Raw genomic sequence first — 25,059 nt, 5'->3', positions numbered from 1 at the left:
AGTGACGATGAACCCAACATCCCAGCAATCCCGTCCTGGTGTCGCGCCAGTCCACTATGGAGAAACAACTCGGAACCAGTCTCGCATTGTCTGACGGACTCTATTCACTTCCTCCTGCGGGATGTCTGACATATGGCAGATGGTATTTCTCAGATGAACGATAAGCCGGGCACCTTGAATCAAACCTTTGTCACGAACCACGTCGGAGAAACCCTCCTTCCAGGCGTGATCGATAACTCTGAGCAGCTGAGGAAAGGTCATAAGTGCTGATTTATCTCGTGAGCCTAACGCCATCCAGCTTTTAATATCTTCTGTTTCCTCGAGCTTCTCAACTTCTGTCCGTACATCCTGGGGAACATGTTCCCACCAAGAAGTAGTGGCGTCCTTTGATAGCACATCCAACACGAAATTACGAAGGAAATTCTCAAAGACAAAGAATAGTCGGTATGCCTCGGCAGCGTTCGTCGCTCGACGAACTGAATCTGGTAGAAGCGGTGCGAGATCGTAGGATGGAGAAAGGAGCAGAGTCTCGCTGGGAATAATTTCTTCTAATCTGGCGACTGATCGCTCCGCTGTTTGACCCAACATCAAGAACAACGCTGCGCGTGGAGCGACATTCATTGGAAAGTTTTCCTGATAGCATTGAAGATATTTAGGTAGACCTCCTCGGTCGCATTGGATGGGAGGTGAATCTGAATGTTGTAATGGAATTGGGGATTTAGCCCCTTTGTGAATCTCCGTGTTGCGTTCGGCACTCCATCCTCATCCTCAGTTGCTATATCAATCTCAGGCTCATCATCTCGCTCCCCTTTCGCGTGAGCTAATTGCTTAGAGAAGTCAGCTTGCTTTACCAGGGCATTGAATGTGGATGCAATCCGCGCCGTCATGTCATCGTCGGTACCTGCAACCTGGGCAATGAGGCCCTTCAGTTTTTCGCTTGGCAAAGTGTTCGCATCCTCATTTGACTCGAAAAGAGGGGCATAAGCAGTCCTAATCCCGCTAGCTATGGCTGGTCGAGCGGTTTCTTTGTTCTTAAGCTGGCGGTAGGCAGGTGTAGGGGATCCTGACTGGTCGAGAAAGCCCAGATTGCGCAGAAGTGGGATCATTGCTCGATCATTAGTGCCTTTAAGGCCAATCGTAGTAGCCAGAAACTCTTGGGTGAAGCGATCGGGGACCTTAGCCGATTGAACTGTCGTAAAAAGCGTTTCAATGTTCTTGTTCGATGCAAGGTAAGGAAGTGATGCAGCCATTGGATTCCCTATTTTTTCGGTTGATGAAAACTCTGTGTCACCTGGCCAATATCCGCCGACGCGTATCACGTGATACTGCCCATCTCGTGTCATTTATGGCAGTCACACGGTGCGCCATGGCATGAGAGCGGACACACAGCGGGTATGGTGGCAATGATGTCTGAGGAGCACTGTGCGCACGGTTGTACGGTGGAAGGTCTGCAAACCTAGCTAAGTTGAAGAGGTTAGCTGGCGGGCGTTAATGAGAAGTGACCCTGCCTAGCTTTTGCGCTTTCGATTGCAGCAATGATTTGCTCGAGAGTGATCCATTCGCGTCGCGAGTGGATCACTCGATGGCAGTTTGAACAAAGTAAAACCAAATCCGCTACCTTAGTCTTTTCCCCTGGCTCTAACTTATGGACGGGTTTCGTATGATGTACCTCGATAAGCCCTGAACCGATCTCGCCATACAGCTTCTGAAAGTCAAAACCACACGCGGCGCAGAAGAGCCGCCCGTGCTGCTTCAGCGCGCGTGTCTTCGCCTGGCTCACGATCCGCCTATCTCGCTCCCTGTACCGGTGAATGCGAGTGGCGACCTTCCCTTCCTCCGCTTCTTCAATTGCCTGTTCGTCAGGTCCAGTCATACTCACTACACCGGTCTCATATTCAGTAATAGCTTGCCGGATGAATCGAGCGACTTCAGCGAGATACGCAGGCTTGTCAGCAAACTGCCGCCAGACCCGTGCCTCGTCCTGATTTCCCCGAGTAAGGCCAGTTTTTCCGTCGGAGGTGTACTCCGCGTCAAAGCGGCGGAAGTTCATTAACTTCATGTAGACGCCGTTGGCATTCCGATAAGTCGCACCGCCCCGTTGCCCCAACGCAGCGCCAAGCCGATTCAGAATCGCAGAAAGTTCCGAGATTGCCGAGGAATGTTTTGAGGGCAGAGATCGACGGTTGCGGATATAGAGGTCTAACGCGAGGATCAGCTGATCCCTGGCCCAAATGGCATTGCGCTTGTTGCTCTTCTCTTCGACCATCGCATCACCACTCTCGTCGGTAAACGACGAAGGCCGAAACAGCACCAAAGCTATTGGACCGGGTTAATTTAGTGAAGTACGGCGTCTTGAGCTCTGCGGACATCCTCAAGACGCTATTCAGCAGGTCATTGAGCTGGGCCTGCTCTTTCTTTTTCCCAAGGAAGTCCTTGATGAAGCCTTTCGACTGGTATTGGAATTCGGAATAGAAGGAGGGATCCAGCGGAATGAGCTGCGGGGGCACCAGGTTGGGGGAAGCAGCGGCAGGTTGGGACGGCGTGCATGTCGGGCACATCGTCTCGAAGGTTGTCTTGCTGCAATTGCCGCATTGGTAAATCAAAGCGCGTATCCCTATCGTTGGCTTGATTCGCGTAACCCTGGCCTTGCACTACAGCTTCTGAGATATTTGTTCACATCCTATGCAAGAAGATACAGATGCTCAACGGTGCCAAGCGTGCTGATGACACTTTTCAAAAGGAAATGGGTCATTGGCACAACGTCGGCAAAGATTGACTATCGCCTTCTGTTTGGTAGAATTACGTTCTACTATGCATAACGCAATGTAAGCGCGAGCCCGTTGATCGCGCACAGCCCCAGCTCGCAGCAAAGCTGCCAAGGAAAAAGAGTGATCCAAGGAACAGGCGCGCATATACGGGCGAATGGCATCCGGCAGCACTACCTGCACTTCTCCGGCGACCGCCCTGCCGCGGTCATTGTCCCGGGCATCGTCAGTCCCGCGATCCTGTGGAGCCACGTTGGCGAATGGCTATGCGCGGAGCACGACTGCTACGTTCTCGATGTAAGAGGCCGAGGCTTGGGCGAGGCTGGCCCGCATCTGGACTATGGCGTCGATGCATGCGCGCAGGACGTGGTGTCCTTCATCCAGGCACGCGGCCTCCATCAGCCCATCGTGCTGGGCCACTCCATGGGCGGTCGCATTGCATTGCGAGCGGCGGCGCAAACGCCGGGGGTCTTCGGCGGGTTGGTTCTGATAGACCCGCCTACCAGCGGGCCGGGCCGCCGCCCCTACCCTGTGCCTAAAGCCCGGACGGTGGATCTGTTAAGGGCAGCACATCGCGGCGAAGCGCTCGAAGCGATACAACGCAGCAAAGCCGCCCCGTGGCCGGAAGACTTGCAGCGGCTCCGCGCCGAATGGCTGTCCACCTGCGATGAACGCGCGGTGCACGTGGCCTACGACGACTTCCATAACCAGGATATCTTCGCGGACCTGGCGAAGACTAAGGAACCCGTTTCCCTGCTTTGCGCCGGGGACGGCGGCGTCGTATCTGACGACGACATCGCCAAGATGAAGCAGCTACGCAGCGACCTGCACGCCGTTCGCCTGCCCGGCGTCGGCCACCAGATGCAGGCCGAGAACTTCGACGCATTCAAACAAGCGCTGGCCGGCATTCTGTCCAGGCACCGCTAGCCGCACACTTTCCAACTATAGAGGGGACCGCGATTGAAACTCGATGCGGAAGTACTGGAGCTCTTCACCAAGGAACTATCGCTGTGCCGCGTCAAGACCGGCGAGACGGTGATCGTGTTGACCGCCGAGGATGAATGGCAGGACAACGCCTATGCCTTCATGGCGGCCGCGCAGCGGCTGGGGGCGAAGGCCTTCAACTTGAACGTGCGCCGCGAGCAGCAGAATGCCGTGGGGGTGCAGGGTCGCCATCCGCTGGTGGGCAATGAGCTGGCGATGAAGACTCTGAAGTCCGCCAACATGGTTATCGACATGGTGGGCCTGCTGTTTTCGCGGGAACAGGCGGAGATTCAGGCGGCCGGCGTACGGATCCTTCGGGTGATGGAGCCGTTCCATGTGCTGAAGCAGATGTTCCCGACGGAAGATCTGCGGCGGCGCGTGGAGTATGCGAAGCAGATCATGGAGCAGGCGAAGCAGCTGCGGTTTACCTCCGCGGCTGGCACTGACGTGACCTACGCACTGGGGCAGTACCCCGTGATTTCCGAGTACGGGTATACCTACGAGCCCGGGCGGTGGGATCACTTCCCTTCCGGGTTTTCGTTCACGCAGGGGAATGATGGCGGGGTGAACGGCACGGTCGTCCTACAACCCGGCGATGTCCTATGCGCGTTCAAGAAGTACGTGGAATCGGCGGTGACGCTGAAGATCAAGGACGGCTATGTCACGGACATATCCGGCTCAGGGATGGATGCGCAGCTGATCGACAGCTATATCAAGAGCTTCCATGACCCACGGGCGTATGCGATTTCGCATATCGGCTGGGGGCTGAACGAGCAGGCGCGGTGGTACCAGTTTGCCGTGACGCGCCAGCTGCCGAGCGAGCACGTGATGAACGCGCTGGCGTTCTATGGGAATGTGCTCTTCTCGCTCGGCCCCAACCTGGAAGTGGGTGGGGATAACGATACGGCTTGCCATCTGGATTTGCCGATGCGGCAGTGCAGCCTGTGGCTGGACGATACGCAGATCCTGCAAGATGGCGAGGTCGTGCATCCTGAAATGCGCGTTGAGCGTCACGCTTGACGATACGCGGCGCGACGTAGAGCGACACGCCGGCACGACATAGAGAACATCGCAAACGGTGCGCCACACATGGCGCACCCACGCGGTCAGCTCGCCGTTTCTCCCAAAGCAGCAGGCCTGCTCTTGGCCTGCCAGCTTTCGAATGTCGAAGCATCCCCGCCCAGCCGGCGCGTCAGGTCGGCGGCAGCCGCCAACAGGCGGGTGGACATGGATGGCAGCAATTCGACCGAGAACCGCGCCGCCGGACCGGACAGGGCCAGCGCGCCGCGCAAATTCTTCTGCGGGCCGAATACCGGCGCCGCGATGGCGGCGATATCGGGCTCGCGTTCGCCGACCGTGATGATGTAGGGCTGCTCGGGCGTCCTGGACGGCGGCGTCATCGTCGGATCAAAGGCCGTCAGCACGCGGCCGGCCGCGCCCTTGTCCAGCGGCACCAGATCCCCGGTACGGATGTGATCCCGGATGGAGCGCGGCGAGTCGACGCGAAATAGACACACCCGGTGATTGCCTTCGCGGGTGAAGAAAGACGCGCCCTCTTCCGTCTCCTGCACCAGGCGACGCAGGATGGGCGGCACGTGGTCGTCCAGGCGCAAGGCCGACTGATACAGCCCGCCCCAATGCAAGAGCATCGAGCCCAACTGATAACTGCCGTCGTCCAGGCGCACGATGCAGTGCTCCTGGACCAGCGTGGTCAGCAGCCGCAGGATGGTGCTCTTGTACATCTTGGTCCGACGCGCGAGCTCGTTCAGCGTCAGGGAGCTGTCCCCCGCGCGGAAGGCGTTGAGTATGGCGATCGCTCGTTCCACCGCGGCGACGCCACCGGCCTTGGTGTCGCTTTCCGGTTCTTCCGACATTTTTTGCTCGATTTAGTGCATGTCCTAGTTGACATTGTAGCGTACCGTTCTGCAGAATACAGTTCTTCTGAACAGAACGTTCGAACGAACAGGCGTCGCGGACGCCATGCCCGGACAACTTTCAAGGGGAGTAAACAATGAGCAACTCAGGTTGGAAGAAGGCTTTCACGGCCCTCGCGTGCGGTATTTGCCTGATGGGCACGGCGCAGGCGGCCGATACCTACCCCAGCAAGCCCATCACAATCGTGGCGCCCTACCCGCCCGGCGGCGCGACGGACCTGTACGCGCGTTCCGTGGCGGCGGGGCTGAGCGAGTTGGGCCAATCGACCGTGGTGGACAACCGCGCCGGCGCGTCGGGGATCATCGGGGCGGACTACGTGTCGCGGGCGCCGGCGGACGGCTACACGATGCTGATCGGCGCATCGTCGATGTTCTCGATCCTGCCGCTGCTGAGCAAGCGCATGGAAGGCGTCTACCAGAAGATCGAGCCGGTCTCGATCCTGGGCTTCAATCCTTCCTATGTGGTCGTGCCGGCGTCGCTGCCGGTGAACAACATCCAGGAGCTGATCGCCTACCTGAAGAAGAACCCGGGCAAGTTCGGCTACGGGTCGGCGGGCACGGGCACTTCGCAGCACGTGTTCATGGAGCTGTTCAAGCAGCGCGCGGGCGTGGATGTGTTCCCGGTCCAGTACAAGGGCAGCTCGCCCATGGTGGTGGACCTGATCGCCGAACGCGTGGTGATGGCCATCGAGCAAGGCCCCGCGGTGCTGTCGTACATCAAGACCGGCAAGCTGAAGGCGCTGGCCGTGACGACCGCCAAGCGGTCGGAAGCCTTGCCCGACGTGCCCACGCTCGCGGAAACCGTGCTGCCCGGCTTCGAGGCCGTGACCTGGTTCGCGCTGTACGCGCCCAAGGGCGTGCCGCAGAACGTGCTGGACAAGGTCGTGCCGCAGATCGCGAAAACGATGGCGTCCAAGGAAGTCAAGGAACGCCTGGGCGCCGTCGGCGTGGAACCCGCGTCGAGCACGCCGCAAGCCGTCGTGAAGCGCCAGGCCGATGAAACGGCTTTGTGGAAGGACGTGATCGCGCGCTCGAAGATCTCGCTCGAAGACTGAAGCCGCCGTAACCACAGACAACACTCAGGCCCGGGACCACCCCATGCATGCCAAGCCTCAGTTCTCCCTAAGCGCGGAGCCGCGCGCCGATTACCTGGAGAAGGTAACCGGTACGGCGGTGTACGCCAGCGATGTGGAAGTGCCCAACATGCTGCACGGGAAGATCCTGCGCAGCACGGTGCCGCACGCCCGTATCGCCAGGCTGGACACCAGCGCCGCGCTGGCCATCCCCGGCGTCGTCGCCATCCTGACGGGCGAGGACCTGAAGGATATGCCGGGCAGCGAGATCCGCTGGGGCCTGTCCTTGCGCGACCGCCCGGTGATCGCGCTGGACAAGGTGCGCTACGTGGGCGATCCGGTCGCCGCGGTGGCCGCGGTCGATGAGGCCACTGCGGAAGCGGCGCTGGACGCCATCATCGTCAGCTATGAGACGCTGCCGCACTCCACTACCGCGCAGGAAGCACTGGCCGAAGGCGCGGCACTGGTCCATGAAGACATGGAGGTCCTGAAGGACTATTACTTCAGGGGGCAATGCACACCGGTACCCGGGACCAACCAGTTCCAGCAGTGGTCCTATGAAAGCGGCAACGTCGACCAGGCATTCCAGGGCGACGTGAGGGTGTTCGAGGACACCTTCACCTTCCCGATGGTGTTCCACTACGCGATGGAGCCCCATGTGTGCCTGGCGCACTGGACGCCGCGTTCGCTGGAAATCTGGAGCGGTGGCCAGACGCCCACCGCGATCCAGCGCGTATGTTCGGAGACGCTGGGCATACCGCTGGCCTGCGTGCGGGTGCACTCGCCCTACGTCGGCGGTGGCTTCGGCGGAAAGGCGTCGGTGAAGATCGATCCGCTGGTGGCGGCGCTGTCGTGGAAAGCACAAGCACCCGTGCGCATCTGCCTGACGATCGCCGAATCGATGCTGACCTGCCGGCGGCTGGATGCGGAAGTGACCTTGAAGACCGCCGTCGATGCCGGCGGCAGGATCGTCGCCAAGACGGTGCGCGCGGTGCTGAATGGGGGCGCGTATGCGGACACCGGGCCGGCGATCGCCGTGAAGGCCGCGATCCGGGCCATCGGGCCGTACCACATACCCAATCTGCGCCTGGAAGCGATCGGCGTCTATACGAATACCGTGCCGGGCGCGGCCTTCCGCTCGATCGGCGGGCCGCAGGCGGTGTGGGCGACGGAATCGCAGATGGACATCATCGCCGATGCGATAGGCGTGGACCCCATCGAGTTCCGCATGCTGAACCTGGCGCAGAAAGGCGAGACGATCAAGCACGACCTGCGTCCGCTGGATATCGATATGCGGCGATCGCTGCGCGCCGCGGTGGACACGTTGAAGAATCTGCCGGAACCCGCTTACCAGGGCCGGCGCGGCCTGGGCGTCGCGGTCGGGGCGACAGACCCGGGCATTATGCCGATCGGTGGCGCCATCGTGCGGCTGCGCGCGGATGGCTCTGTGAATGTCTCCGCGAACACGGTGGAGATCGGGCAAGGCAGCCGGGGCGTGCTGCGCATCATCGCCGCGAAGACGCTGAACCAACCCCTGCGAATGATCGCCGTGGCCCAGCCGGATACGCTGCAGGCGCCCTATGACTGGGGCACGGGGGCCAGCCGTTCGACCGTGATCATCGGCCTGGCGGTGCAACTCGCCTGCGAGGACATCCTGCGCCAGGTGCGGGATATCGCGGCGCAGGAGCTGGGCGGGTCGCCCGATGACTACAGGCTGGTCGAAGGCGCGGTCGAAGGGCCGAATGGCCAGATGCCCTTCATCGAGCTGCTGCGGCGCTTTCACGGCATGGCGGCCGGCGAGTTCCTGGGCGTGGGACGCGTGAACCCGAACACCAAGGACGGCGCATTCAAGCTGCAACCGCTGTTCTGGGAAACCGGCGCGGGCGCCTTCGAGATAGGGCTGGACGAAGGCACCGGCGCGATCCGCGTCCTGCGGGCGGGCGGCGCGGCCGACCTGGGCCATGTGATCAACCCCAAGGCGGCGGAAGGCCAAGACGAAGGCGCCATGGTGATGGGCCTGGGCCACACGCTGTCCGAGGAATACATCTACGAAGACGGCCAAGTCGTGAACGGGACGCTGTTCGACTACAAGGTGCCGACCATGGAAGAAGTGCCGGACCACGTGGGCACGGCGCTGATCGAAAGCGGCGACGGCCCCGGGCCGTTCGGCGCGCGGGGCGGCGGCGAAGGCGCCATCCTCCCCGTCGCGCCGGCGGTGGCCAACGCCCTGTTCCAGGGATGGGGGATACGGCTGAAGGAGCTGCCGCTGACCCCGGAGCGCGTCTGGCGCGCGTTGCGAGACAAGAACCTGACCGACAAGTAAGCGCCGCGGCTCCATCGAGCCGATAACGATCGGCGGCCAACGCGCCGCCGGGAACACCGATAAACAGACAACGACGCCATGGATTTCAGAATCGACGCATTGCTGCCCGCGACCGCCTCGCAGTTGTGGGACATTTTCTTCGACGTCAAGCGGGTGGCCACGCTGATACCCGGTTGCGAGAACGTCGTGGAGGTGGAAAAACTCAAGACTTTCTCCGCGGTGATGCGGCAGAAGATCGGGCCGTTCAAGCTGGAAGTGCCCACGCAGATCGAGATCGAGTCCTATGAGATCGAACGACAGGTGGCGCTGAAGGCGCTGGGCACCGACAAGGCGACGGGGACGACCATCGATGTGCGGATGGTGGTGAACCTGGACGAGCAGCACGACGGCTCGGATGTCTTGTGCAAGCTGGATGTCGCCGCGAGCATGCAGGTGGCGGGCCGGCTGGCGTCGCTGGGATATCCAATCGTGCGCAAACGGTCGGAGCAGTTGTTTGCCGAGTTCGAAGCGCGCCTGCGCGCGGAGCTGGCGCATCTGGATGGCAGCATGGCTCCGGATGCCGGCGCCGCCGCGAGTGCGGACGGCGCGTCGGCGCCGGCCACGCGTGGCGTTGCATCGTCGGCGGCTTCAACTGCGTCGCCGGCCGCATCGTCAGTTGCATCGGCTGCCGCCAGGCCAGCCACTGCATCGGCCCCCGCGTCCGCCACGACGCCCGTCGCGGCGCCGGCGCCTTCGATGCGGACCACCGCCGCCGCGCAACCGGCCAGCGCCAAATCCTCCGGTACAACCGAGCTGGTCTTCCTGTGGCCACGCCTGGGCATCAATGTCGCCGTCGCCGTCGGCGTGGCGCATGGCGCGGTCGCCTACGGCCAATCGCCCTGGTGGTGGGTGGCCCTTCCCCTGCTCGGCGCCGCGGCCAGCCTGGGCAAGCGAGGCGGCTGATGCGCGCCAAGAAATTCTTTCTGCATCGGCCCGCCAGCCTGGACGAAGCCATCGCGCTGAAGGCCCAGCACGGCGACGCCGCGACCTTCCATGCGGGCGGCACCGAGCTGCTGGTGGCCTTGAAGGCGCACGTGCTGCAATACCAGCACGTGATCGACCTGAAGCAGATCACCAGGCTGAAAGGCGTCCGCGTGAAGGACGACGGCACGATATCGATAGGCGCACTGACCTCGCATGACACGCTCGCCAACGACCCGATCATCCGCGAGTCCCTGCCCGGCTATGCGCAGCTTAGCGAGCACGTCGCGAATATCCGCGTGCGCATCGCCGGCACGCTGGGCGGCGTGCTGTGCTTCGCCGAGCCGCATGCGGATGCGCCCACCATGCTCTGTGCGCTGGATGCGTGGGTGGTGTTGCTGGGACCGAATGGCGAACGGGAAGTCCCATCCCGCGACTTCCACCTGGGCGAGTTCGTGACCGCGCGCGAGGATGACGAGATCCTGCTCGCCATCGAGGTCGCGCCGCAATCTCGGGGCACCCGCTCCGCCTACCGATCCTTCGGGCACACCGAGCGCCCGGCGGTGGGCGTCGGCGCCGTCTGGTCGACGGACAACCCGCAGCGCCTGAGCCTGTGGGCCGGCGCGATCGCCGCCAGCCCGGTGCGGCTGGCGCGCGCCGAGGACGCCGCGGCCGGACTGCCCGCCGATCTGCCCGCCGACGAGATCTGGCGCCACCTGGCTCCCGCCATCGCCGCCGACGCGGAAGCGATCGACGCCCACGACGACCTGCATGGCGGTGCCGACTACAAGCGCCATCTCGTTTCCGTTCTTGCCGAACGAGCCATCAAAGCCTGCCTGCCATGAGCCAGACCGATAACGAATTCCCCATGATGCGCGTGGACTTCAAGCTGAACGGCGCCCCCGCGTCGGTCGAGGTCGAACCCTGCGAGATGCTGATCGACGTGCTGCGCGACCGGCTGCAACTCAAGGGCACCAAGCGCTCGTGCGACGTGCAGGTGTGCGGCGCATGCACGGTGCTGGTGGACGGAAACCCGACGTCCAGCTGCACGACGCTGTGCGCGGACGCGCATGACCGCGAAGTCACGACCATCGAAGGACTGGCCGACGGCAAGCGGCTGGATCCCGTGCAGCGGGCCTTCATCGCGCACGGCGCGCTGCAATGCGGCTTCTGCACGCCCGGGATGATCCTGGCGGTGAAGTCCCTGCTGGCCCGCCACGAGAAGCCCAGCGAGGAAACCGTGCGCCATTACCTGCGCGGCAACATCTGCCGCTGCACCGGCTACGTCAAGATTCTTGAGGCCGTAATGGACCTCATCCATAACCCACACAATTATCAATAGGAGAACCCATGTCTGACTCCACGAACACCCGGGCTCGAACGCATGTGATCATCGCGGGCGCCGGAATGGGCGGCCTGACGCTGGCGCTCGCGCTGCTGAAGAAAGGCCTGGACGTCGATATTTATGAGCAATCGTCGGAGCTGCGCGAAGTGGGCGCCGGCCTGTGGATCTCGGCCAACGGCGCCAAGGTCATGGCCGCGCTGGGCTTGAAGGAGAAGCTCGATGCCATCAACCTACCGCCGCAGGATCGCCTGATCCGCTACTGGAAGACCGGCGAAGGCAAATCGGTCTACAACCGCGGAAACACGGACTCCAAGGCCGACCATACCCTGATCCAGGTGCTGCGCGCCGAATTGCAGCGCGTGCTGTACGAAGCGGTGGTCGCGCTCAAGCCGGACGCGGTCCATTTCGGCGTGCGCTCGGTGGGCGCGGAAACCGTCGATGGCCGCGCACGCCTGCTGCTGGATGACGGCAGCCATGTCGAAGGCGACGTGGTCGTCGGCTGCGACGGCGCGCATTCGCGTGTGCGGCAATCGATGTTCGGCCCGGCGCCGGCGCGCTATACCGGCGCCCTGGCCTGGCGCGGCCTGACGCCGATGCACAAGCTCAAGCCGCAGCATCGCGAGCCGCTGGCATCGACCTGGGTAGGCCCGACCGCGCATGTCACGACCTACCCGGTCCAGCGCAACGGCGACATGTTCGTCAGTTTTTCCGCGCAGGTGGACAGCGACACCTGGCACACCGAATCGTGGTCCGAGAAAGGCGACCTGGCCGATGCGCTGAAGGACTTCGAAGGCTGGCACCAGGACATCATCGATCTCTTCGTCGGTTCGGAAAACCTGTTCCGCTGGGGCCTGTTCGTGCGCGACCCGCTGGACGCCTGGTCGCAGGGCCAGGTGACGCTGGTGGGCGACGCCTGCCACTCCATGACGCCCTACCTGGGCATGGGCGTGAACGTGACGATGGAAGACGCCTATGTCCTGGCGCGCTGCCTGGAACAAGGGGCCGACAACATTCCCGGGGCGCTGCAACGCTACGACCAGGCCCGCGTGGAGCGCGCGAACCGCACCAAGGCGGAATCGCTGAACATGTTCGGCATCTTCCATAGCCCCGATCTGGGCGACGAAAAGACCGCCTGGCCCTATATCAACAAGCAATGGTCGACCGAAGCCGTCCGCGCACGCTACGACTGGCTGCTGCAGTACGACGCGACGTCCGTGGAGATCTGAGAACATGACCGAAGTCCTGGAAAAACGCGCCCGTCCGTGGGATGGCATCATCCCCGAGCACGAGCTCGAGATCTATCGCAAGGCGGGCTGGGGCGCGCCGACCGGCATCGGCCGGCGGCCGGCGCTGCTGGTGATCGATGTGCAGTACCGATCCATGTGCTATGAGCCCATGCCCATCGAGCGGGCCATCGAAACGATGTCGACCAGTTGCGGCGAATACGGCTGGCGCGCGGTGCCGCATATCGCCCGCCTGCTGGCGGCGTTCCGCAAGATCGGCGCACCGGTGCTGTACCCCCACGTCGCGCCCAAGCTCTCGCACGATCGCGGCCAGTTCGAGGCCAAGGTGCCGGGCGTGATGGATGTGGCCGCCCCTGACTACGACTTCGTCAAGGACGTGGCGCCGGTCGAAGGCGACATCCTGATTCCCAAGCGCCAGGCCAGCGCCTTCCAGGGCACGTCGCTGGCCAGCTACCTGGTGGGGCTGCAGGTCGACTCCGTGGTCGTCACGGGATGCACGACCAGCGGTTGCGTGCGCGCCACCGTGGTCGACGCCTGCGCGCTGAACTACAAGGTGGTGGTGCCGCAGGACGCCGTGTACGACCGTTCGCAGGTGTCGCACGCGGTGAATCTGTTCGATATGGCCAGCAAGTATGCGGATGTGATGCCGACCGCGGAGCTGGCGGACTTGCTGCTGGCGCTGCAACGGTAGCAGGCAGAGGTCGGCAGGGTGGCGGGGCCGGCGCGCGCCCGCGCCACGCGCGGGACGCGGGACGCCGGCCGCCGGACGCGATCCGCGGGCGCCACAGGCGAAATTCAGCGGCGCGATTTAGAATGGAGGTCTTCCCCGTCCATCCGGAACCTACCGCAGAGCTCCTCGATCCGCCCGAAACGGGCGATCGACGGCTGTGGTGCTTTCCCTTTTCGCCCGCAGAGCCGCAATGCCTCGATCCGATTCGTACGCCCCTTTACTCTGGATCGTCGCCGCCGGCTTTTTCATGCAGACGTTGGACACCACCATCGTCAACACCGCCCTGCCCGCCATCGCGCGGGATCTGGGCGTGCCTCCGCTGACCCTGAAACCCGTGGTCGTCGCCTACATGATCACCATGGCGATGATCATGCCCGCATCGGGCTGGCTGGCGGACCGCTTCGGCAGCCGCAAGGTGTACTTCTTCGCCATCCTGGCGTTCGTGCTGGGATCCTTCCTGTGCGCCTGCTCAGCCACGCCGACGCAGTTGGTGATGGCGCGGGTGGTACAGGGCGCCGGCGCGTCCATGCTGCTGCCCGTGGGCCGGCTGACGGTGCTGCGCACGGTGCCGCCCGCCCAATTCATTTCGTCCCTGGCCTTCATCGCCATCGGCGGGCAGATCGGCCCGATCTTCGGGCCGGTGCTGGGCGGCGTCTTCGTGGAAATGCTCAGCTGGCACTGGATCTTCCTGATCAACGTGCCGGTCGGCCTGGTCGGCATGTGGGCCGTCCGGCGACACATGCCGCCGCAGGCGCGCGAAGACACTCCGCGTTTCGACTTCATCGGCTGCCTGCTGCTGGCGACCTGGCTGGTGTCGTTCTCCACCGCGCTGGATGTGCCGGCGGACGACAACAAGGCCGCCTGGGTCATCGGCCTGCTGGCGCTCAGCGTGCTGGCGGCCCTGGGCTACTACGTGCACGCGCGCGGCCGCCGCAATCCCCTGTTCCCGCTGAGCCTGTTCCGCGAACGCAACTACACCGTTGGCATCGCCGGCAATCTGGTGGGCCGCATCGGCGCGGCGGCCGTGCCTTTCCTGCTGCCCTTGATGATGCAGCTGGGGATGGGCTACACGCCGCTGTACTCGGGCCTGATGCTGGTCCCCGTGGCCGCCGCCGGCGCGATATCCAAATCCTGGGTCTCGCCCATGATCAAGCGCTACGGCTATTCGCGCTTCCTGGTGGCCAATACGCTGTTCGTCGGCTTCTGGATCATTTCCTTCGCGCTGTTCTCGCGCGACTGGCCGCTGTGGCTGCAGATCGTGCAGCTGGCGGCCTTCGGCCTGGGCAATTCCATGCAGTACTCGGCGATGAACAGCGTCACGCTGACGTCGCTGAGCCCGCAGCAGGCAGGGCCGGGCAACAGCCTGTTCTCGATGTTCCAGATGGTGGCGATGGGCCTGGGCGTGACGGTGGGCGGCGCCCTGGTCTCGCTGCTGGCGGGGCCGGAACGGCACCTGCAACCCGCTTTCACGTGGTCCTTCGTGTGCGTGGGGCTGATCACCTGGCTGTCGGCGCTGGTGTGGCGGCAGCTGGGCGAAGGCCGGATCCCCACCGACAGGCCGCAGGCAAAGGCGGCCTGACCGGCCAGACCTGCCTCACCTACCTAACCGCCCGGCTATTCCACCTTGATGTTCGCGGTCTTGATCACCTTGCCCCAACGCTCCTGCTCGGCGGTAATGTACTTCTGGAAATCCGCCGCGTTCTGGAAAGCCGGGTCCGTGCCCTGCTCCGACAGGCGTTGGGCGAGCGCGGGATCCCTGAGGGCTTTTTCGACTTCGCCGGTCAGCCGGTCGACGATGGGTTGCGGCGTCCCGGCGGGGACGAACACGCCCTGCCAGCCGTAGACCGTCATTCCCGGAAAGCCCGCCTCTTTCATGGTCGGCACGTCCGGCAAGGCCGGCGCGCGCTTTTCTCCCGTGACGGCCAGCGCCCTCGCCATGCCGCCCTTCACCTGGGGCAGCAGGATATTCAACCCGTCGATGTCCAGTTGCACTTCATCCGAGACCAGGGCGGTCAGGGCCGGCGCGCTGCCTTTGTAGGGAACATGGGTGATCTGCACGCCGGTCTGCATCTTGAGCAGTTCGACGGCCAGATGGTTGATGTTGCCGGTGCCGCCGGAGCCGAAGAACATCTTGCCCGGCTCCTGCTTTGCCAGGTCCACGAACTGCTTCATGCTGGTGGCGGGCAGTTTGGCCGGCACGATGGCCAGCAGCGGCGTCACGACCAGGCGCGCCACCGGCGCGAAGCTCTTGGCGACATCGAAGTTCAAATTGGGATAGAGCAAGGGATTCGCGCTGAGCATGCCCAGGTTGCCTATCATCAGGGTGTACCCGTCGGGACGGGCGCGCGCGACATAGTCCATCGCGATGTTGCCTGCCGCGCCGCCACGGTTCTCCACGATGACGGGCTGGCCCAGTTGTTTGGACAGGCGCTCGGCCAAGGGCCGCGCCACGAGATCCACGCCGCCCCCAGGCGGGAACCCGACGACCAATGTGATCGGATGGTCCGGATAAGCCTGGGCCAAGGCGGGCGCCATCGCGCCCATGATGCAGGCCGCGCCGGCCAACAGGGTTTGCAGTCGGTTCGTCATGCTTGTCTCCTGGTTTTTGTTCACGGATCAGCTTCTATCGGCCGTGTCCGGATCATCCAAGGGCGGTTCGCCACGCAGGGCGCGACGGATCGACCCCGACAGATGCGTAAGCCGCGCGTCGCGCTCCAGGCTGTCGACGATATGGTCGCGCAGCGCGTCCGCCGCGGCGCGGCGATCGCCCACGCGCAAGCCCGCCAGCACCCGCTCGTGTTCCGCCACGACCTCGGCCTGGTTCGATACGCCGCGCCCGAGAAAAATGCGCGAGAACTGGGGCGACGCGTAAAGCCGCGCGTGCACGTCGGCCAGCATATCGTTGCGCGCCAGGCCGATCAGCGCGGCGTGAAAGCGCCAGTTCAGCTCGCTGAACTTCCTGATACCGGCTGCCGTGGTGCCGAATTCGGACGCGCGGATCTGTTCATTGATCTTTTGAGCTTCATCCAGCAGCCGGGTGTCGATGGGCCCCAGGATATACAGCAGCGCGTTGGATTCCACGACGACGCGCGCGACCGCCCAGTCGGTGTACTGCTTCATGGTGGGCGCTTCGGGCAGCCGGTAGCCGATGTTGCGGGTAAAGCTCAACTGCCCTTCCGCCGCCAGCCGCGCCAGGGCTTCGCGCACGGGCGTCTGGCTGACGCCGCAACGCCGCGCCAGTTCGGCGATGCCGATGGCCATGCCCGGCTGGAACGCGCCCGCGGCGATGAGCCGCAGCACTTCCGCATGGATCTGGTCGGCCAGGCTGCGGGGCTGCACGAGATTCAGGTCGGCCTGGCGGCTGTTCATGGGCGCACCTCGGCCAGTCCGTAGCGCGACAGCATTTCAGCAGGCGCATTGTTGGCGCGCAATTGTGCCGCCACCGCCGCCCGCATGCGCTGCTCGATCTCCGGCGCGTCCAACGGCTGGCGTTGTTCGGGATCGTCGCGCAGGTCATAAAGGACGGTCCTGGCTTCCAGCAAGGGATAGCGCCGTGTCATGTTCGCCTTGGCGTCCGCCCGCATGGGCAATTTCATGACAGGGTAGCCCTGCGTGAAGGGCAATGGGCCCACCAGCTCCGCGCCTTCGAACTCCTTGGCTTCGAAGAAGGTGCGCATGTGCGCCGGCATCAGCGTGTACTGGAACAGATCGGTTTCGAAGGGGACCGCCGGGTACAGGAAGTAGGTGTAGCGGCCATCGGTGTAGTTGATCGCGGCGCCGAACTGGCCGTAGATGGCGCCGGGCACCGCGCCATCGGCGGCGCGCACCGGCTTGCCGTCCCGCATGACGGTCAGCAGGCTATGGCCGGTGACCTCGGCGGGGATGGGCCGCTGGAAGATGTCCAGCATGGTGGGCATCAGGTCTATGGTCTGGGTCAGGGCCGATTCATGGCGCGGCTGGATGCCCGACGCCGGCGGTGCCGCGATCGTCAACGGGATATGCGCGACTTCGTTGAAGAACGGCGGACGGTTCTTGCCCAGGTATTCCTTCTCGCCCAGCAGCAGGCCGTGGTCGGTGGACATGATCAGCCAGGTGTCCTTCCACAGGTCCAACCGGTCGAAGGTGTCCAGCAGCGTGCCCAGGTAATGGTCGCAGGCCTGTACCAGCGCGTGGTAGTTGGCGCGCAGCGTCTTCAACAGCGCGGGATCGATGTCCACGCGTCCGTAGGCAGGCCAGTCGAAGATCTTGCCGCCCAGCGCCTCGGGAAAGTCCCGCAGGAACTGCTCGGGCGCGAAGAAGGGTTCGTGCGGATCGAAGCACTCCAGATGCAGCAGCCAGGGCTGGTCCGCGTGATGATTCCGCAGGAATTCGTTCGCCGATTCGAAGCACTGCGCCATCGGAAAGTCGCCGCGCGACTCCAGGTATTCCCGGTTCACGAAATACGGCAGCTTGGAATTGATGTCTTCCGAGAAGTCGTGCATGCGCTCGTGATACCGCTCGGCATAGGCGCTGGCATTCGGATTCAGCGCGGGGCGCCACTTGTCCTTTTCCTGCCCCCGGATGAATTCCCAGGAAGAATAGCGGCCATGGAAGCCGGCGCCACCATCTTCGAAGTAGTGATAGTGATCGGTGATCAGGTGCGTGTAGACGCCGCTGTCGCGCAACATGCCGGCCAGCGAGTGATCGAAGGGCTCCAGCGGACCCCAGCCCCGATGCAGGAAGTTGAGCCGGCCGGTCTGGATATCGCGCCGCGCCGGCAGGCAGGGAAGGCTGCCGACGAAATGGGAGTCGAAGGTAACCGAGCGCGCCGCCAGCCGATCGAAATTGGGCGTGGGAATGCCGGCCTTGCCGTAGCAGGACAGGGCGTGCCGGTTCAGCGAGTCGAACAGCAGGAAGACGACCTTCACGTGCTCCATCCTATATATTATCGATCATATACGATACATTATCCGTCTGCGCCGGCAGCGTCAACCGGCTACCCTGTTCCGGCAGCTGGCGACGGATCGCCTATGACCGTGCAACGGAGGCGACGGGGCCCCGAAGACGCCGCGGCCCAGGCACTCGCGCTACGCGTCGTCCGACCGCGTGTCTTCCGCCGGCAGGGACACCAGCCGCGCCAGGACGATGGCGGGATACAGCTGCCCGATCAGCGCTTCCAGGTTCGACAGGGAGCGCGCGACGCGCGCGATCGGCGTGATGTCGCCGTAGCCCACGGTGGTCAGCGTCGAGAAGCTGAAGTAGATCCACACCCAGGGATAGCCGAGATTGGTCTGCGCGTCCATGCCGGTATAGGCGCCGGGCACGCGCAGGTTGACGATCTCGTACGCGGCGGCCCAGATGACGCCCAGCAGCATGTAGAGCACGATGGCACCCCACAGGCGGTCGCGCACCTGCGCACCCTTGCCGAAGACCTTGGCGCATATCACCAGCGCCAGCATCAGCAAGGCAAACAACAAGGCGAAGGCGCGCAGCTCGGCGGAGCCGGACGGCATGAACCAGCCGGCCCAGCGCACGCCGATCACGACCACCGCCACCAGCGTGAGCGGGATGAACGCCAGCCGCCGATCGGACACGGCGACGGCGCCGCAGAGCAGGATCAAGGAAATCAGGACGTCTTCGACGATCTGGCCGGCGGTTGAATCCGGCGGCAGGATCACGGGCGCGATGAAGACGCTCAGGATCAGGATGAACAGCAAGGTGGCCATGCTGCCCAGCCGCAGCATGGCGGTGCGTTCCAGCCAACGCCTGGAAGGTGGCATACCGAAGCTCTCCGATCAGGTGTTTCGCGGCGATCAGCCGCCGGTCCGCAGGCCCGCCAGCGCGTTTTCGATATCGGCCTCGTCTTGCGGCCGCACCAGCCGCGCGACTTCCTGGCCATCCTGCAGGAAGACCAGGGTGGGCCATAGCTTGACCTTGTAGGAACGGCCCAGGGGCTTGCCTTTTCCGTCTTCCACCTTGATGTGCTGGACGTCCGCGTGCCGGTTCATTGCCGCCTTGATGATGGGCTGGGTGCCCTGGCAGATGGGACACCAGTTGGCGCCGAATTCCAGCACCGCGGCGCCCTTCATGGCGTCCACGTTCTCGCGGGCAGGTTCAGGGCGGTGCGGATCGAAGTCCTGGAACATGGCGATGGCTCTCCGTTTGGCGGCCCGGGTTCCGCCGGCGGTAAGCCGCCGGTATGGAAGCAGCCGGGCGAAGTCCCCCATTATGCGCGACCTCGATACTTTCCCTAAGTGATGCATTAAATGCATCACTACCCCCAGTAATCGGAAATTGCCGGCATACCCCGGATCGTGAATAGTTGGCGCATGGGCCAAGTCGACACGCAGCGCCCGCACATCGCAAGGAGACGAGGACATGCCCCCCACCCTGCTCGAACCCACGATCCAGGCGGCGCCGCCGCCCGCATCCACGGCGCACGCGCGCAAATCGTTGATCTCGACCGACGTCGACTACGACCGCGAAGGTTTCCAGACCGGCTTCCTGCGCATCCCGTATTCGCAGGATCGTTCGGCCTATGGCCACATCCCGACGCCGGTCGCGGTGCTGAAACACGGCACGGGCCCGACCGTGCTGCTGACGGGCGGCAACCATGGCGACGAATACGAAGGTCCCGTGGCCTTGATGAAGCTGCTGCGGCGCATGCCCGACATGCGGATACGCGGCCGGCTGATCGTGATTCCGGCCCTGAACTTCCCGGCCTTCCTGAACGGTTCGCGCACGTCGCCGATCGACCGTGGCAACCTGAACCGGATGTTCCCGGGCGAGCGCAATGGCTCGCTGACGGCCATGATCGCGCATTACGTCGACACCGAGCTCTTTCCGCGCACGGACATCGCGCTGGACCTGCACGCGGGCGGCGCGTCGTTCAATCACATGCCCACGCTGCTGGCGGCATTGCCCGGCGACGACACGCGGCATGCCGAATTCCTGAAGCTGGTCGATGCCTTCGCCGCGCCGCATACGATGATCATGGACCTGCTGGGCGAGGACCGCACCTATGGCGCGGCGGCCGAGCGCCATGGCACGCTGTTCCTGTGCGGCGAGTTCGGCGGCGCCGCGACCTGTAGCGTGGATGGCGTGGCCATCGTGGAGGACGGCGTGCGCCGCTTCCTGCATGCCGCCGGCCTGACGGTCGACGACCATCCGCCCGCGCCGCCGCGCCGCACCGCCTTGATCCGCGTGGACGGCGCGCGGCATTATCTGTTCGCGCCGCGCCATGGGGTGTTCGAACCCTGCTTCCGTCTGGGGCAGCAGGTCGAGGCCGGCCAGCTGGCCGGGCGCCTGTTCGATCCGCACTCACCGTGGGAACCCGCCCGCGAACTGCATTTTGCGGGCGCCGGCATGGTGGTGTGCGCACGGACCTATGCACGCGTCGAACCGGGCGATTGCATCGCCCTGCTCGCGTCCCCCGCCCAATGGTGATGCCATGACAAATAGCGATACGCCCGCCGATACCGCGTCGACGAGTCCGCCGCAAGCGCATGCCACCGCGCCGGCGCAATTCCCCGCCGTTGGCGCCGGTACACGCGCCGGATCGATGGCGGAGACCGGTTCGATATCCCATGGCTACGTCGTGGGGATGTTCTTCCTCTGCTTCGTGTTCTCCTATATCGATCGGCAGGTGGTCAGCATCCTGGTGCAGCCGCTCAAGGCCAGCCTGGCGCTGAGCGACACGCAGATCGGCCTGTTGCAAGGGATCGCGTTCACGCTGTGCTACGCCACGGCGGGCGTGTTCGTGGCGCGGATGGTGGACCGCTCCAACCGCGTCATGCTCAGCGCGGCCTGTGTGGCCATCTGGGCGATCTCGACGGCGATGTGCGGCACGGCGACCAGTTTCGGGGAACTGCTGGTGTGGCGCGCCGGCACGGCCATCGCCGAAGCCGCGCTGAGCCCGGCGGCGCTGTCGATCTTCAGCGACCTGTTTCCACCGCGCAAGGTGGCGCGGGCCAGCAGTATCTTCATGCTGGGGCCCTACGTGGGCGGCGGGGTCGCGCTATTGGGCGGCGGTGCGCTGCTGGGCTGGATGGCGGCCCCGGACGCTTCCGCATGGCTGGCGCGGCATGAGCTGCACCCCTGGCAGATGGTGTTCTTCGTCCTCGGGTTGCCCGGCCTGGTGCTGGCCGCGCTGGTCGCGCTGACGATCAAGGAGCCCGCGCGGCGCGGCGTGCCAGTCGGCGCATCCGAGGGCGCGCCACCTTTCCAAGAAGTCCTGCGTGAGCTGTTCGTTCGCAACCGCTTCTGCCTGCCCTACTTCTTCGGCTATGTCGCGCTGATCCTGTTGTTCTATTCGCATTCGGCCTGGTTTCCGACCATGATCATCCGCCGGTTCGGGCTCAGCGCCAGCGAAGTGGGCAAGCTGGCGGGACCGATCTACATGGTGGGCGGCATGGCCGGCGTCGTCAGCGCCAGCTTCCTGGTCGGCAAGGTCAGCGATGCCGGCGCCTTGCGCAAGGTGTTGCGCATCGCCGCCTGGGCCGCGACGCTGCTGATCCCGGTGGCTTGCGCGGCTCCCCTGGCGCCATCCCTGACCCTGACCCTGGCGCTGTACGGCTTGTGCGCCTACGCCGCCAGCATCGTCATGGCACTGGCGCCGGTGCCCTTGCAGATCGCCATACCCAATCGCATGCGCGGCCGTTCGCTCGCGTTGCTGGTGTTCCTGACCAATGCGATCAGCGGCGGTCTCGGTCCCTACGCAGTCGGGGGAATCAACGAGTGGCTGGCGGACCCGCATACCGGCCTGGCCACGGCGCTGGCCATCGTCGGCACGATAGCCGCGGCGCTGAGCGCACTGCTGTACTGGATCGCAACGCGCCGCGCGGCATCCATGGAACCCGTCATCCGCACCGAGAGCGTGGCCGCGGGCCGCGCCGCGATTTGACCTGGAACGAGGGATATCGCATGAAATTCACCGCAGCTTCGACCCGCCGCGCAAGCGCGGCTTCCGCCGTGAAACTGGCCGTCCTCGCGGCCGCCATATCGCTGTCCGGCATCCAGGCAGCCGCCTGGGCCCAGGGAGTGGCGCCGGATGCGGGCAAGGCAAGCCCTACGGTCCCGCCGCAGGTGCGAACCCAGGCGCCCGGGTTCTATCGCATGATGCTGGGACAGTTCGAAGTCACCGGTGTTTCCGACGGCACCATCGCCATACCGCTCGACAAGCTCCTGCAAACGCCGCCCGAACAGACCCGGGCCGACCTTGCGCGCGCGCATCGCTCGGAGCCGGTGGAAACGTCCATCAATACCTTCCTGATCCATACCGGTACCCACCTCGTCCTGGTGGACACCGGCGCCGGCGACTTCTTCGGCAATCGTGGCGGTGGCCAGTTGCTGCGCAACATCAAGGCGGCGGGCTACGACGCGGCGGACATCGATATGGTGCTGCTGACCCATATCCATGGCGATCACTCGGGCGGACTGACCGTCAAGGGGCGCATGCTGTTCCCCAATGCGGATGTCTTTGTGGACAAGCACGACACCGATTACTGGCTCAATCCCGCCAACGCAGCCAAGGCGCCGGAGAAGGACCGCCATGTATTCGAGCAGGCGCATCAATCGCTTGATCCTTACGCGCAGGCCGGCCGACTCAAGCCTTTCGCCAGCGGCGCGCAGATACTGCCCGGCATACGCGCGGTCGCCCAGCCCGGACATACGCCGGGGCACACCCGATATCTGGTGGAAAGCGATGGACACCGGCTGGAGCTCTGGGGCGACATCGTCCATGCCGAAGAAGTGCAGTTCGGTCGCCCGGACGTGACCATCCAGTTCGACGTCGCGGCGGCCGACGCCGCGCGCGCCCGCAAGCAGGCCTTCGACGAAGCGGCCCGCGACGGCTATATGGTGGGCGGCGCGCACATCCCCTTCCCCGGACTTGGCCATGTGCAGCGCGCCGGCCAGGGCTATCGCTGGCTGCCCGTGGCATACAGCCTGGACGGCCTGAAACCGTAGGCCGGCGCGCTGTGGCATCATCGTTGCCCGATAGCAATGGCATCGAGGCAACAGATGGAACTACGGCATCTACGCTATTTCATCGCCGCCGCCGAGTCGGGCAGCATCCGTATCGCGGCGGAGCGCATACACGTCACCCAACCGGCGATTTCCCGGCAGATCCAGGACCTGGAAGAAGAGCTGGGCCTGATGCTGTTCGAGCGCACCCCGCGCGGGCTGAAGTTGACCGTGGCCGGACAGGCATATCTGCGCGAGGCGCGCGCCGCCATCGCCCATCTGGAAGCGGCCGCGCGCACGGCCAGGCGCCTGTCGTCGGGCGCGCAGGGCTATCTGCGGCTGGGCTTCGTCGAGAACAGCGCCTGGGACGGCATCGTTCCCGATATCTTCCGGCGATTCCAGCTGGAAGTCCCGGACGTGCGCATGGAGTTGATCCCGATGAACACGCCCGATCAATTGCAGCAGATCGAAGCGGGTACGCTCGACGGCGGCTTCGTCTACCAGTACGGCCCGCTGCCTGACGCATTCGATGCCCTGCCGCTCGGGACGAAAAACGTGCTGCTCGCCGCGCCGTTGGCGTGGCGGCTACCCATCGCATCCACCGGGAACGGCGACGCGGGCGCTGGCGCGGGCGCGAACGCCGGCAAAGGCACGGGCGAACTTCCAAGCGTGGCCTTGCGCGACATCGCCGATTGGCCGTTCGTGACCTTCCCGCGCGCGGTCTATCCCTTGTATTTCGACAAGCTGATCGGCAGTTGCCAGGAACTGGGGGTGACGCTGCGCGTCGTGCAGGAAGTCTCGACCGAGGCGGCCATGCTGGCGCTGGTATGCGCCGGCATAGGCGCGGCCATCGTCAATTCGGCCAACCTGGGACGTCCGCCCGCGCTGGCCCGGTTCGCGCGCCTGAGCGACCTGTCGATCGACATGCCGCTGGTGTTCTCCTCCAGCAAGCACGCGGCCAACCCCGTGCTGGCCCGCTTCATCGATACGGTGCGGGATCCGCAGCCTGCGCTTCGTTGAGGATAGCCATCACGTTGCGGCCCGTGCGCTCCAGGTGACGGGTCAATATCTGCGCCGCGCGAGCGGCATCGCGCGCCATGGCGGCGTCGAAGATACCCTGGTGCTCGTCGGGCACGTTGGCGTCGGGCGCATGCCGCACCAGGAACAGGCGCCGGTAACGATCGCTGAGATCGTGCAGGGTGCCGCAGAAACGCAGCAGCAAGGGCATGCCACAGGCGGCGAACAGGGTCAGGTGAAACGCGCGATGAGCTTTTTCCCAGCGTTCGTCACGCGTGCCTTCCCGTTCCAGCCGGCCCAGGCGATGGTATGCGACGACCAGGCTGTCTTCCCAGCGGTCGTCGCCTTTCGCCAGGGATTCGGTCAAGGCCATGACTTCCAGCTGGATGCGGAGCTTGGTGACCTCCAGCAGATTGGCGGCGGAAACCGGCGCGACGCGGTAGCCGCGCTGGTCGGTGATCTGCACCAGGCCTTCCGCCGCCAGCCGGGTCAGCGCTTCGCGCAGCGGACTCAGGCTGACGCCGTACTCGCGGCGTAGATCGTCCAGCCTGAGCTTGGCGCCGGGCGCATAGATGCCCTGCAGGATGGCCGCTCGCACCTGGATCGCGACAGACGCCGTCAGGGACGAGCCGGTTCCGGCATCGGTGTCGACGGCAGGTGCTTCCAGGAGGTTCTTCATACGAGCGGCGGGTCCAGGTCTGGAAGGATTCTACCTCGGTTCACGCCAAGATCGATCTATCAA

25 protein-coding genes are annotated in these 25,059 nt (G+C 64.4%); 14 read left to right on the top strand and 11 right to left on the bottom strand.

The window, feature by feature from the left end; translation table 11 throughout:
• Nucleotides 1–54: 54 nt before the first annotated feature.
• The 4 genes from CAL12_RS28050 to CAL12_RS10385 form a co-directional block, all read right to left on the bottom strand.
• Complete coding sequence (locus CAL12_RS28050) at nucleotides 55–621, bottom strand: Swt1 family HEPN domain-containing protein (protein WP_157792951.1); 567 nt, start codon at nucleotides 619–621, stop codon at nucleotides 55–57.
• A complete protein-coding gene (locus CAL12_RS28045; protein WP_157792950.1) occupies nucleotides 618–1,250 on the bottom strand; it encodes a DUF5343 domain-containing protein in 633 nt (210 codons plus the stop codon). Before CAL12_RS28045 ends, CAL12_RS28050 begins: the two co-directional genes overlap by 4 nt.
• Nucleotides 1,251–1,474: 224 nt before the next feature.
• Nucleotides 1,475–2,266: an HNH endonuclease gene (locus tag CAL12_RS10390; protein ID WP_086064403.1), complete on the bottom strand. Its 792-nt coding sequence runs from the start codon at nucleotides 2,264–2,266 to the stop codon at nucleotides 1,475–1,477.
• Nucleotides 2,267–2,270: 4 nt separating this feature from the next.
• Nucleotides 2,271–2,603 (bottom strand): hypothetical protein, encoded by a 333-nt coding sequence (locus CAL12_RS10385; RefSeq protein WP_198298423.1) that lies wholly within the window; start codon nucleotides 2,601–2,603, stop codon nucleotides 2,271–2,273.
• Nucleotides 2,604–2,840: 237 nt separating this feature from the next.
• Here CAL12_RS10385 and CAL12_RS10380 point away from each other — a divergent pair, with 237 nt between their 5' ends.
• Nucleotides 2,841–3,692 carry an alpha/beta fold hydrolase gene (locus tag CAL12_RS10380; RefSeq protein ID WP_232464769.1) on the top strand — a complete coding sequence of 284 codons (852 nt, stop codon included), beginning with the start codon at nucleotides 2,841–2,843 and terminating at the stop codon, nucleotides 3,690–3,692.
• A gap of 33 nt (nucleotides 3,693–3,725) precedes the next feature.
• The gene (locus CAL12_RS10375; protein WP_086064401.1) at nucleotides 3,726–4,769 is read left to right on the top strand and encodes a leucyl aminopeptidase; all 1,044 of its coding nucleotides are present in this window, start codon (nucleotides 3,726–3,728) and stop codon (nucleotides 4,767–4,769) included.
• A gap of 86 nt (nucleotides 4,770–4,855) precedes the next feature.
• Here CAL12_RS10375 and CAL12_RS10370 read toward each other — a convergent pair whose 3' ends face one another.
• On the bottom strand, nucleotides 4,856–5,623 hold the full coding sequence (locus CAL12_RS10370) for an IclR family transcriptional regulator (RefSeq protein WP_086064400.1): 768 nt from the start codon (nucleotides 5,621–5,623) through the stop codon (nucleotides 4,856–4,858).
• A 137-nt stretch (nucleotides 5,624–5,760) separates the two neighbouring features.
• Here CAL12_RS10370 and CAL12_RS10365 point away from each other — a divergent pair, with 137 nt between their 5' ends.
• The 8 genes from CAL12_RS10365 (at nucleotide 5,761) to CAL12_RS10330 (ending at nucleotide 14,937) form a co-directional block, all read left to right on the top strand.
• Nucleotides 5,761–6,738 carry a Bug family tripartite tricarboxylate transporter substrate binding protein gene (locus CAL12_RS10365; RefSeq protein WP_086064399.1) on the top strand — a complete coding sequence of 326 codons (978 nt, stop codon included), beginning with the start codon at nucleotides 5,761–5,763 and terminating at the stop codon, nucleotides 6,736–6,738.
• A gap of 43 nt (nucleotides 6,739–6,781) precedes the next feature.
• Nucleotides 6,782–9,079: a xanthine dehydrogenase family protein molybdopterin-binding subunit gene (locus CAL12_RS10360; protein WP_086064398.1), complete on the top strand. Its 2,298-nt coding sequence runs from the start codon at nucleotides 6,782–6,784 to the stop codon at nucleotides 9,077–9,079.
• A gap of 78 nt (nucleotides 9,080–9,157) precedes the next feature.
• The gene (locus tag CAL12_RS10355) at nucleotides 9,158–10,021 is read left to right on the top strand and encodes a CoxG family protein (RefSeq protein ID WP_086064397.1); all 864 of its coding nucleotides are present in this window, start codon (nucleotides 9,158–9,160) and stop codon (nucleotides 10,019–10,021) included.
• Nucleotides 10,021–10,884, top strand: a complete 864-nt coding sequence (locus tag CAL12_RS10350) for an FAD binding domain-containing protein (RefSeq protein ID WP_086064396.1) — start codon at nucleotides 10,021–10,023, stop codon at nucleotides 10,882–10,884. Before CAL12_RS10355 ends, CAL12_RS10350 begins: the two co-directional genes overlap by 1 nt.
• Complete coding sequence (locus CAL12_RS10345) at nucleotides 10,881–11,381, top strand: (2Fe-2S)-binding protein (protein ID WP_232464768.1); 501 nt, start codon at nucleotides 10,881–10,883, stop codon at nucleotides 11,379–11,381. Before CAL12_RS10350 ends, CAL12_RS10345 begins: the two co-directional genes overlap by 4 nt.
• A gap of 8 nt (nucleotides 11,382–11,389) precedes the next feature.
• Entirely contained in the window at nucleotides 11,390–12,610 is a 1,221-nt protein-coding gene (locus CAL12_RS10340; RefSeq protein WP_086064395.1) for an FAD-dependent monooxygenase, read from the top strand.
• 4 nt (nucleotides 12,611–12,614) lie between these two features.
• Complete coding sequence (locus tag CAL12_RS10335; RefSeq protein WP_198298422.1) at nucleotides 12,615–13,319, top strand: isochorismatase family protein; 705 nt, start codon at nucleotides 12,615–12,617, stop codon at nucleotides 13,317–13,319.
• A 229-nt stretch (nucleotides 13,320–13,548) separates the two neighbouring features.
• Entirely contained in the window at nucleotides 13,549–14,937 is a 1,389-nt protein-coding gene (locus CAL12_RS10330; RefSeq protein ID WP_086064394.1) for a DHA2 family efflux MFS transporter permease subunit, read from the top strand.
• Nucleotides 14,938–14,972: 35 nt separating this feature from the next.
• Here CAL12_RS10330 and CAL12_RS10325 read toward each other — a convergent pair whose 3' ends face one another.
• The 5 genes from CAL12_RS10325 to CAL12_RS10305 form a co-directional block, all read right to left on the bottom strand.
• Nucleotides 14,973–15,947: a Bug family tripartite tricarboxylate transporter substrate binding protein gene (locus CAL12_RS10325; RefSeq protein WP_086064393.1), complete on the bottom strand. Its 975-nt coding sequence runs from the start codon at nucleotides 15,945–15,947 to the stop codon at nucleotides 14,973–14,975.
• A 27-nt stretch (nucleotides 15,948–15,974) separates the two neighbouring features.
• Nucleotides 15,975–16,727, bottom strand: a complete 753-nt coding sequence (locus CAL12_RS10320; protein WP_086064392.1) for a GntR family transcriptional regulator — start codon at nucleotides 16,725–16,727, stop codon at nucleotides 15,975–15,977.
• The gene (locus CAL12_RS10315) at nucleotides 16,724–18,265 is read right to left on the bottom strand and encodes a sulfatase (protein ID WP_086067803.1); all 1,542 of its coding nucleotides are present in this window, start codon (nucleotides 18,263–18,265) and stop codon (nucleotides 16,724–16,726) included. The genes CAL12_RS10320 and CAL12_RS10315 overlap by 4 nt, the downstream gene beginning before the upstream one ends.
• A gap of 159 nt (nucleotides 18,266–18,424) precedes the next feature.
• Nucleotides 18,425–19,117, bottom strand: coding sequence for a potassium channel family protein (locus CAL12_RS10310; protein WP_086064391.1), 693 nt, complete (start codon nucleotides 19,115–19,117; stop codon nucleotides 18,425–18,427).
• A gap of 33 nt (nucleotides 19,118–19,150) precedes the next feature.
• Entirely contained in the window at nucleotides 19,151–19,483 is a 333-nt protein-coding gene (locus CAL12_RS10305) for a thioredoxin family protein (RefSeq protein WP_086064390.1), read from the bottom strand.
• Between the two features lie 232 nt (nucleotides 19,484–19,715).
• Here CAL12_RS10305 and CAL12_RS10300 point away from each other — a divergent pair, with 232 nt between their 5' ends.
• The 4 genes from CAL12_RS10300 (at nucleotide 19,716) to CAL12_RS10285 (ending at nucleotide 24,320) form a co-directional block, all read left to right on the top strand.
• A complete protein-coding gene (locus CAL12_RS10300; RefSeq protein WP_086064389.1) occupies nucleotides 19,716–20,783 on the top strand; it encodes a succinylglutamate desuccinylase/aspartoacylase family protein in 1,068 nt (355 codons plus the stop codon).
• Nucleotides 20,784–20,898: 115 nt separating this feature from the next.
• Entirely contained in the window at nucleotides 20,899–22,239 is a 1,341-nt protein-coding gene (locus tag CAL12_RS10295) for an MFS transporter (RefSeq protein WP_086067802.1), read from the top strand.
• Nucleotides 22,240–22,259: 20 nt separating this feature from the next.
• A complete protein-coding gene (locus CAL12_RS10290; protein WP_086064388.1) occupies nucleotides 22,260–23,303 on the top strand; it encodes an MBL fold metallo-hydrolase in 1,044 nt (347 codons plus the stop codon).
• 54 nt (nucleotides 23,304–23,357) lie between these two features.
• Nucleotides 23,358–24,320, top strand: coding sequence for a LysR family transcriptional regulator (locus CAL12_RS10285; RefSeq protein ID WP_086064387.1), 963 nt, complete (start codon nucleotides 23,358–23,360; stop codon nucleotides 24,318–24,320).
• Here CAL12_RS10285 and CAL12_RS10280 read toward each other — a convergent pair.
• Nucleotides 24,280–24,996, bottom strand: coding sequence for a GntR family transcriptional regulator (locus CAL12_RS10280; RefSeq protein ID WP_086064386.1), 717 nt, complete (start codon nucleotides 24,994–24,996; stop codon nucleotides 24,280–24,282). The genes CAL12_RS10285 and CAL12_RS10280 overlap by 41 nt on opposite strands.
• Between the last annotated feature and the right edge of the window lie 63 nt (nucleotides 24,997–25,059).

Source organism: Bordetella genomosp. 8 (genome assembly GCF_002119685.1).
Classification (GTDB): Bacteria; Pseudomonadota; Gammaproteobacteria; order Burkholderiales; family Burkholderiaceae_B; genus Bordetella_C.
The sequence above is the reverse complement of the archived record's forward strand: the minus strand, read 5'-3'. Positions and strand labels throughout refer to the sequence as shown.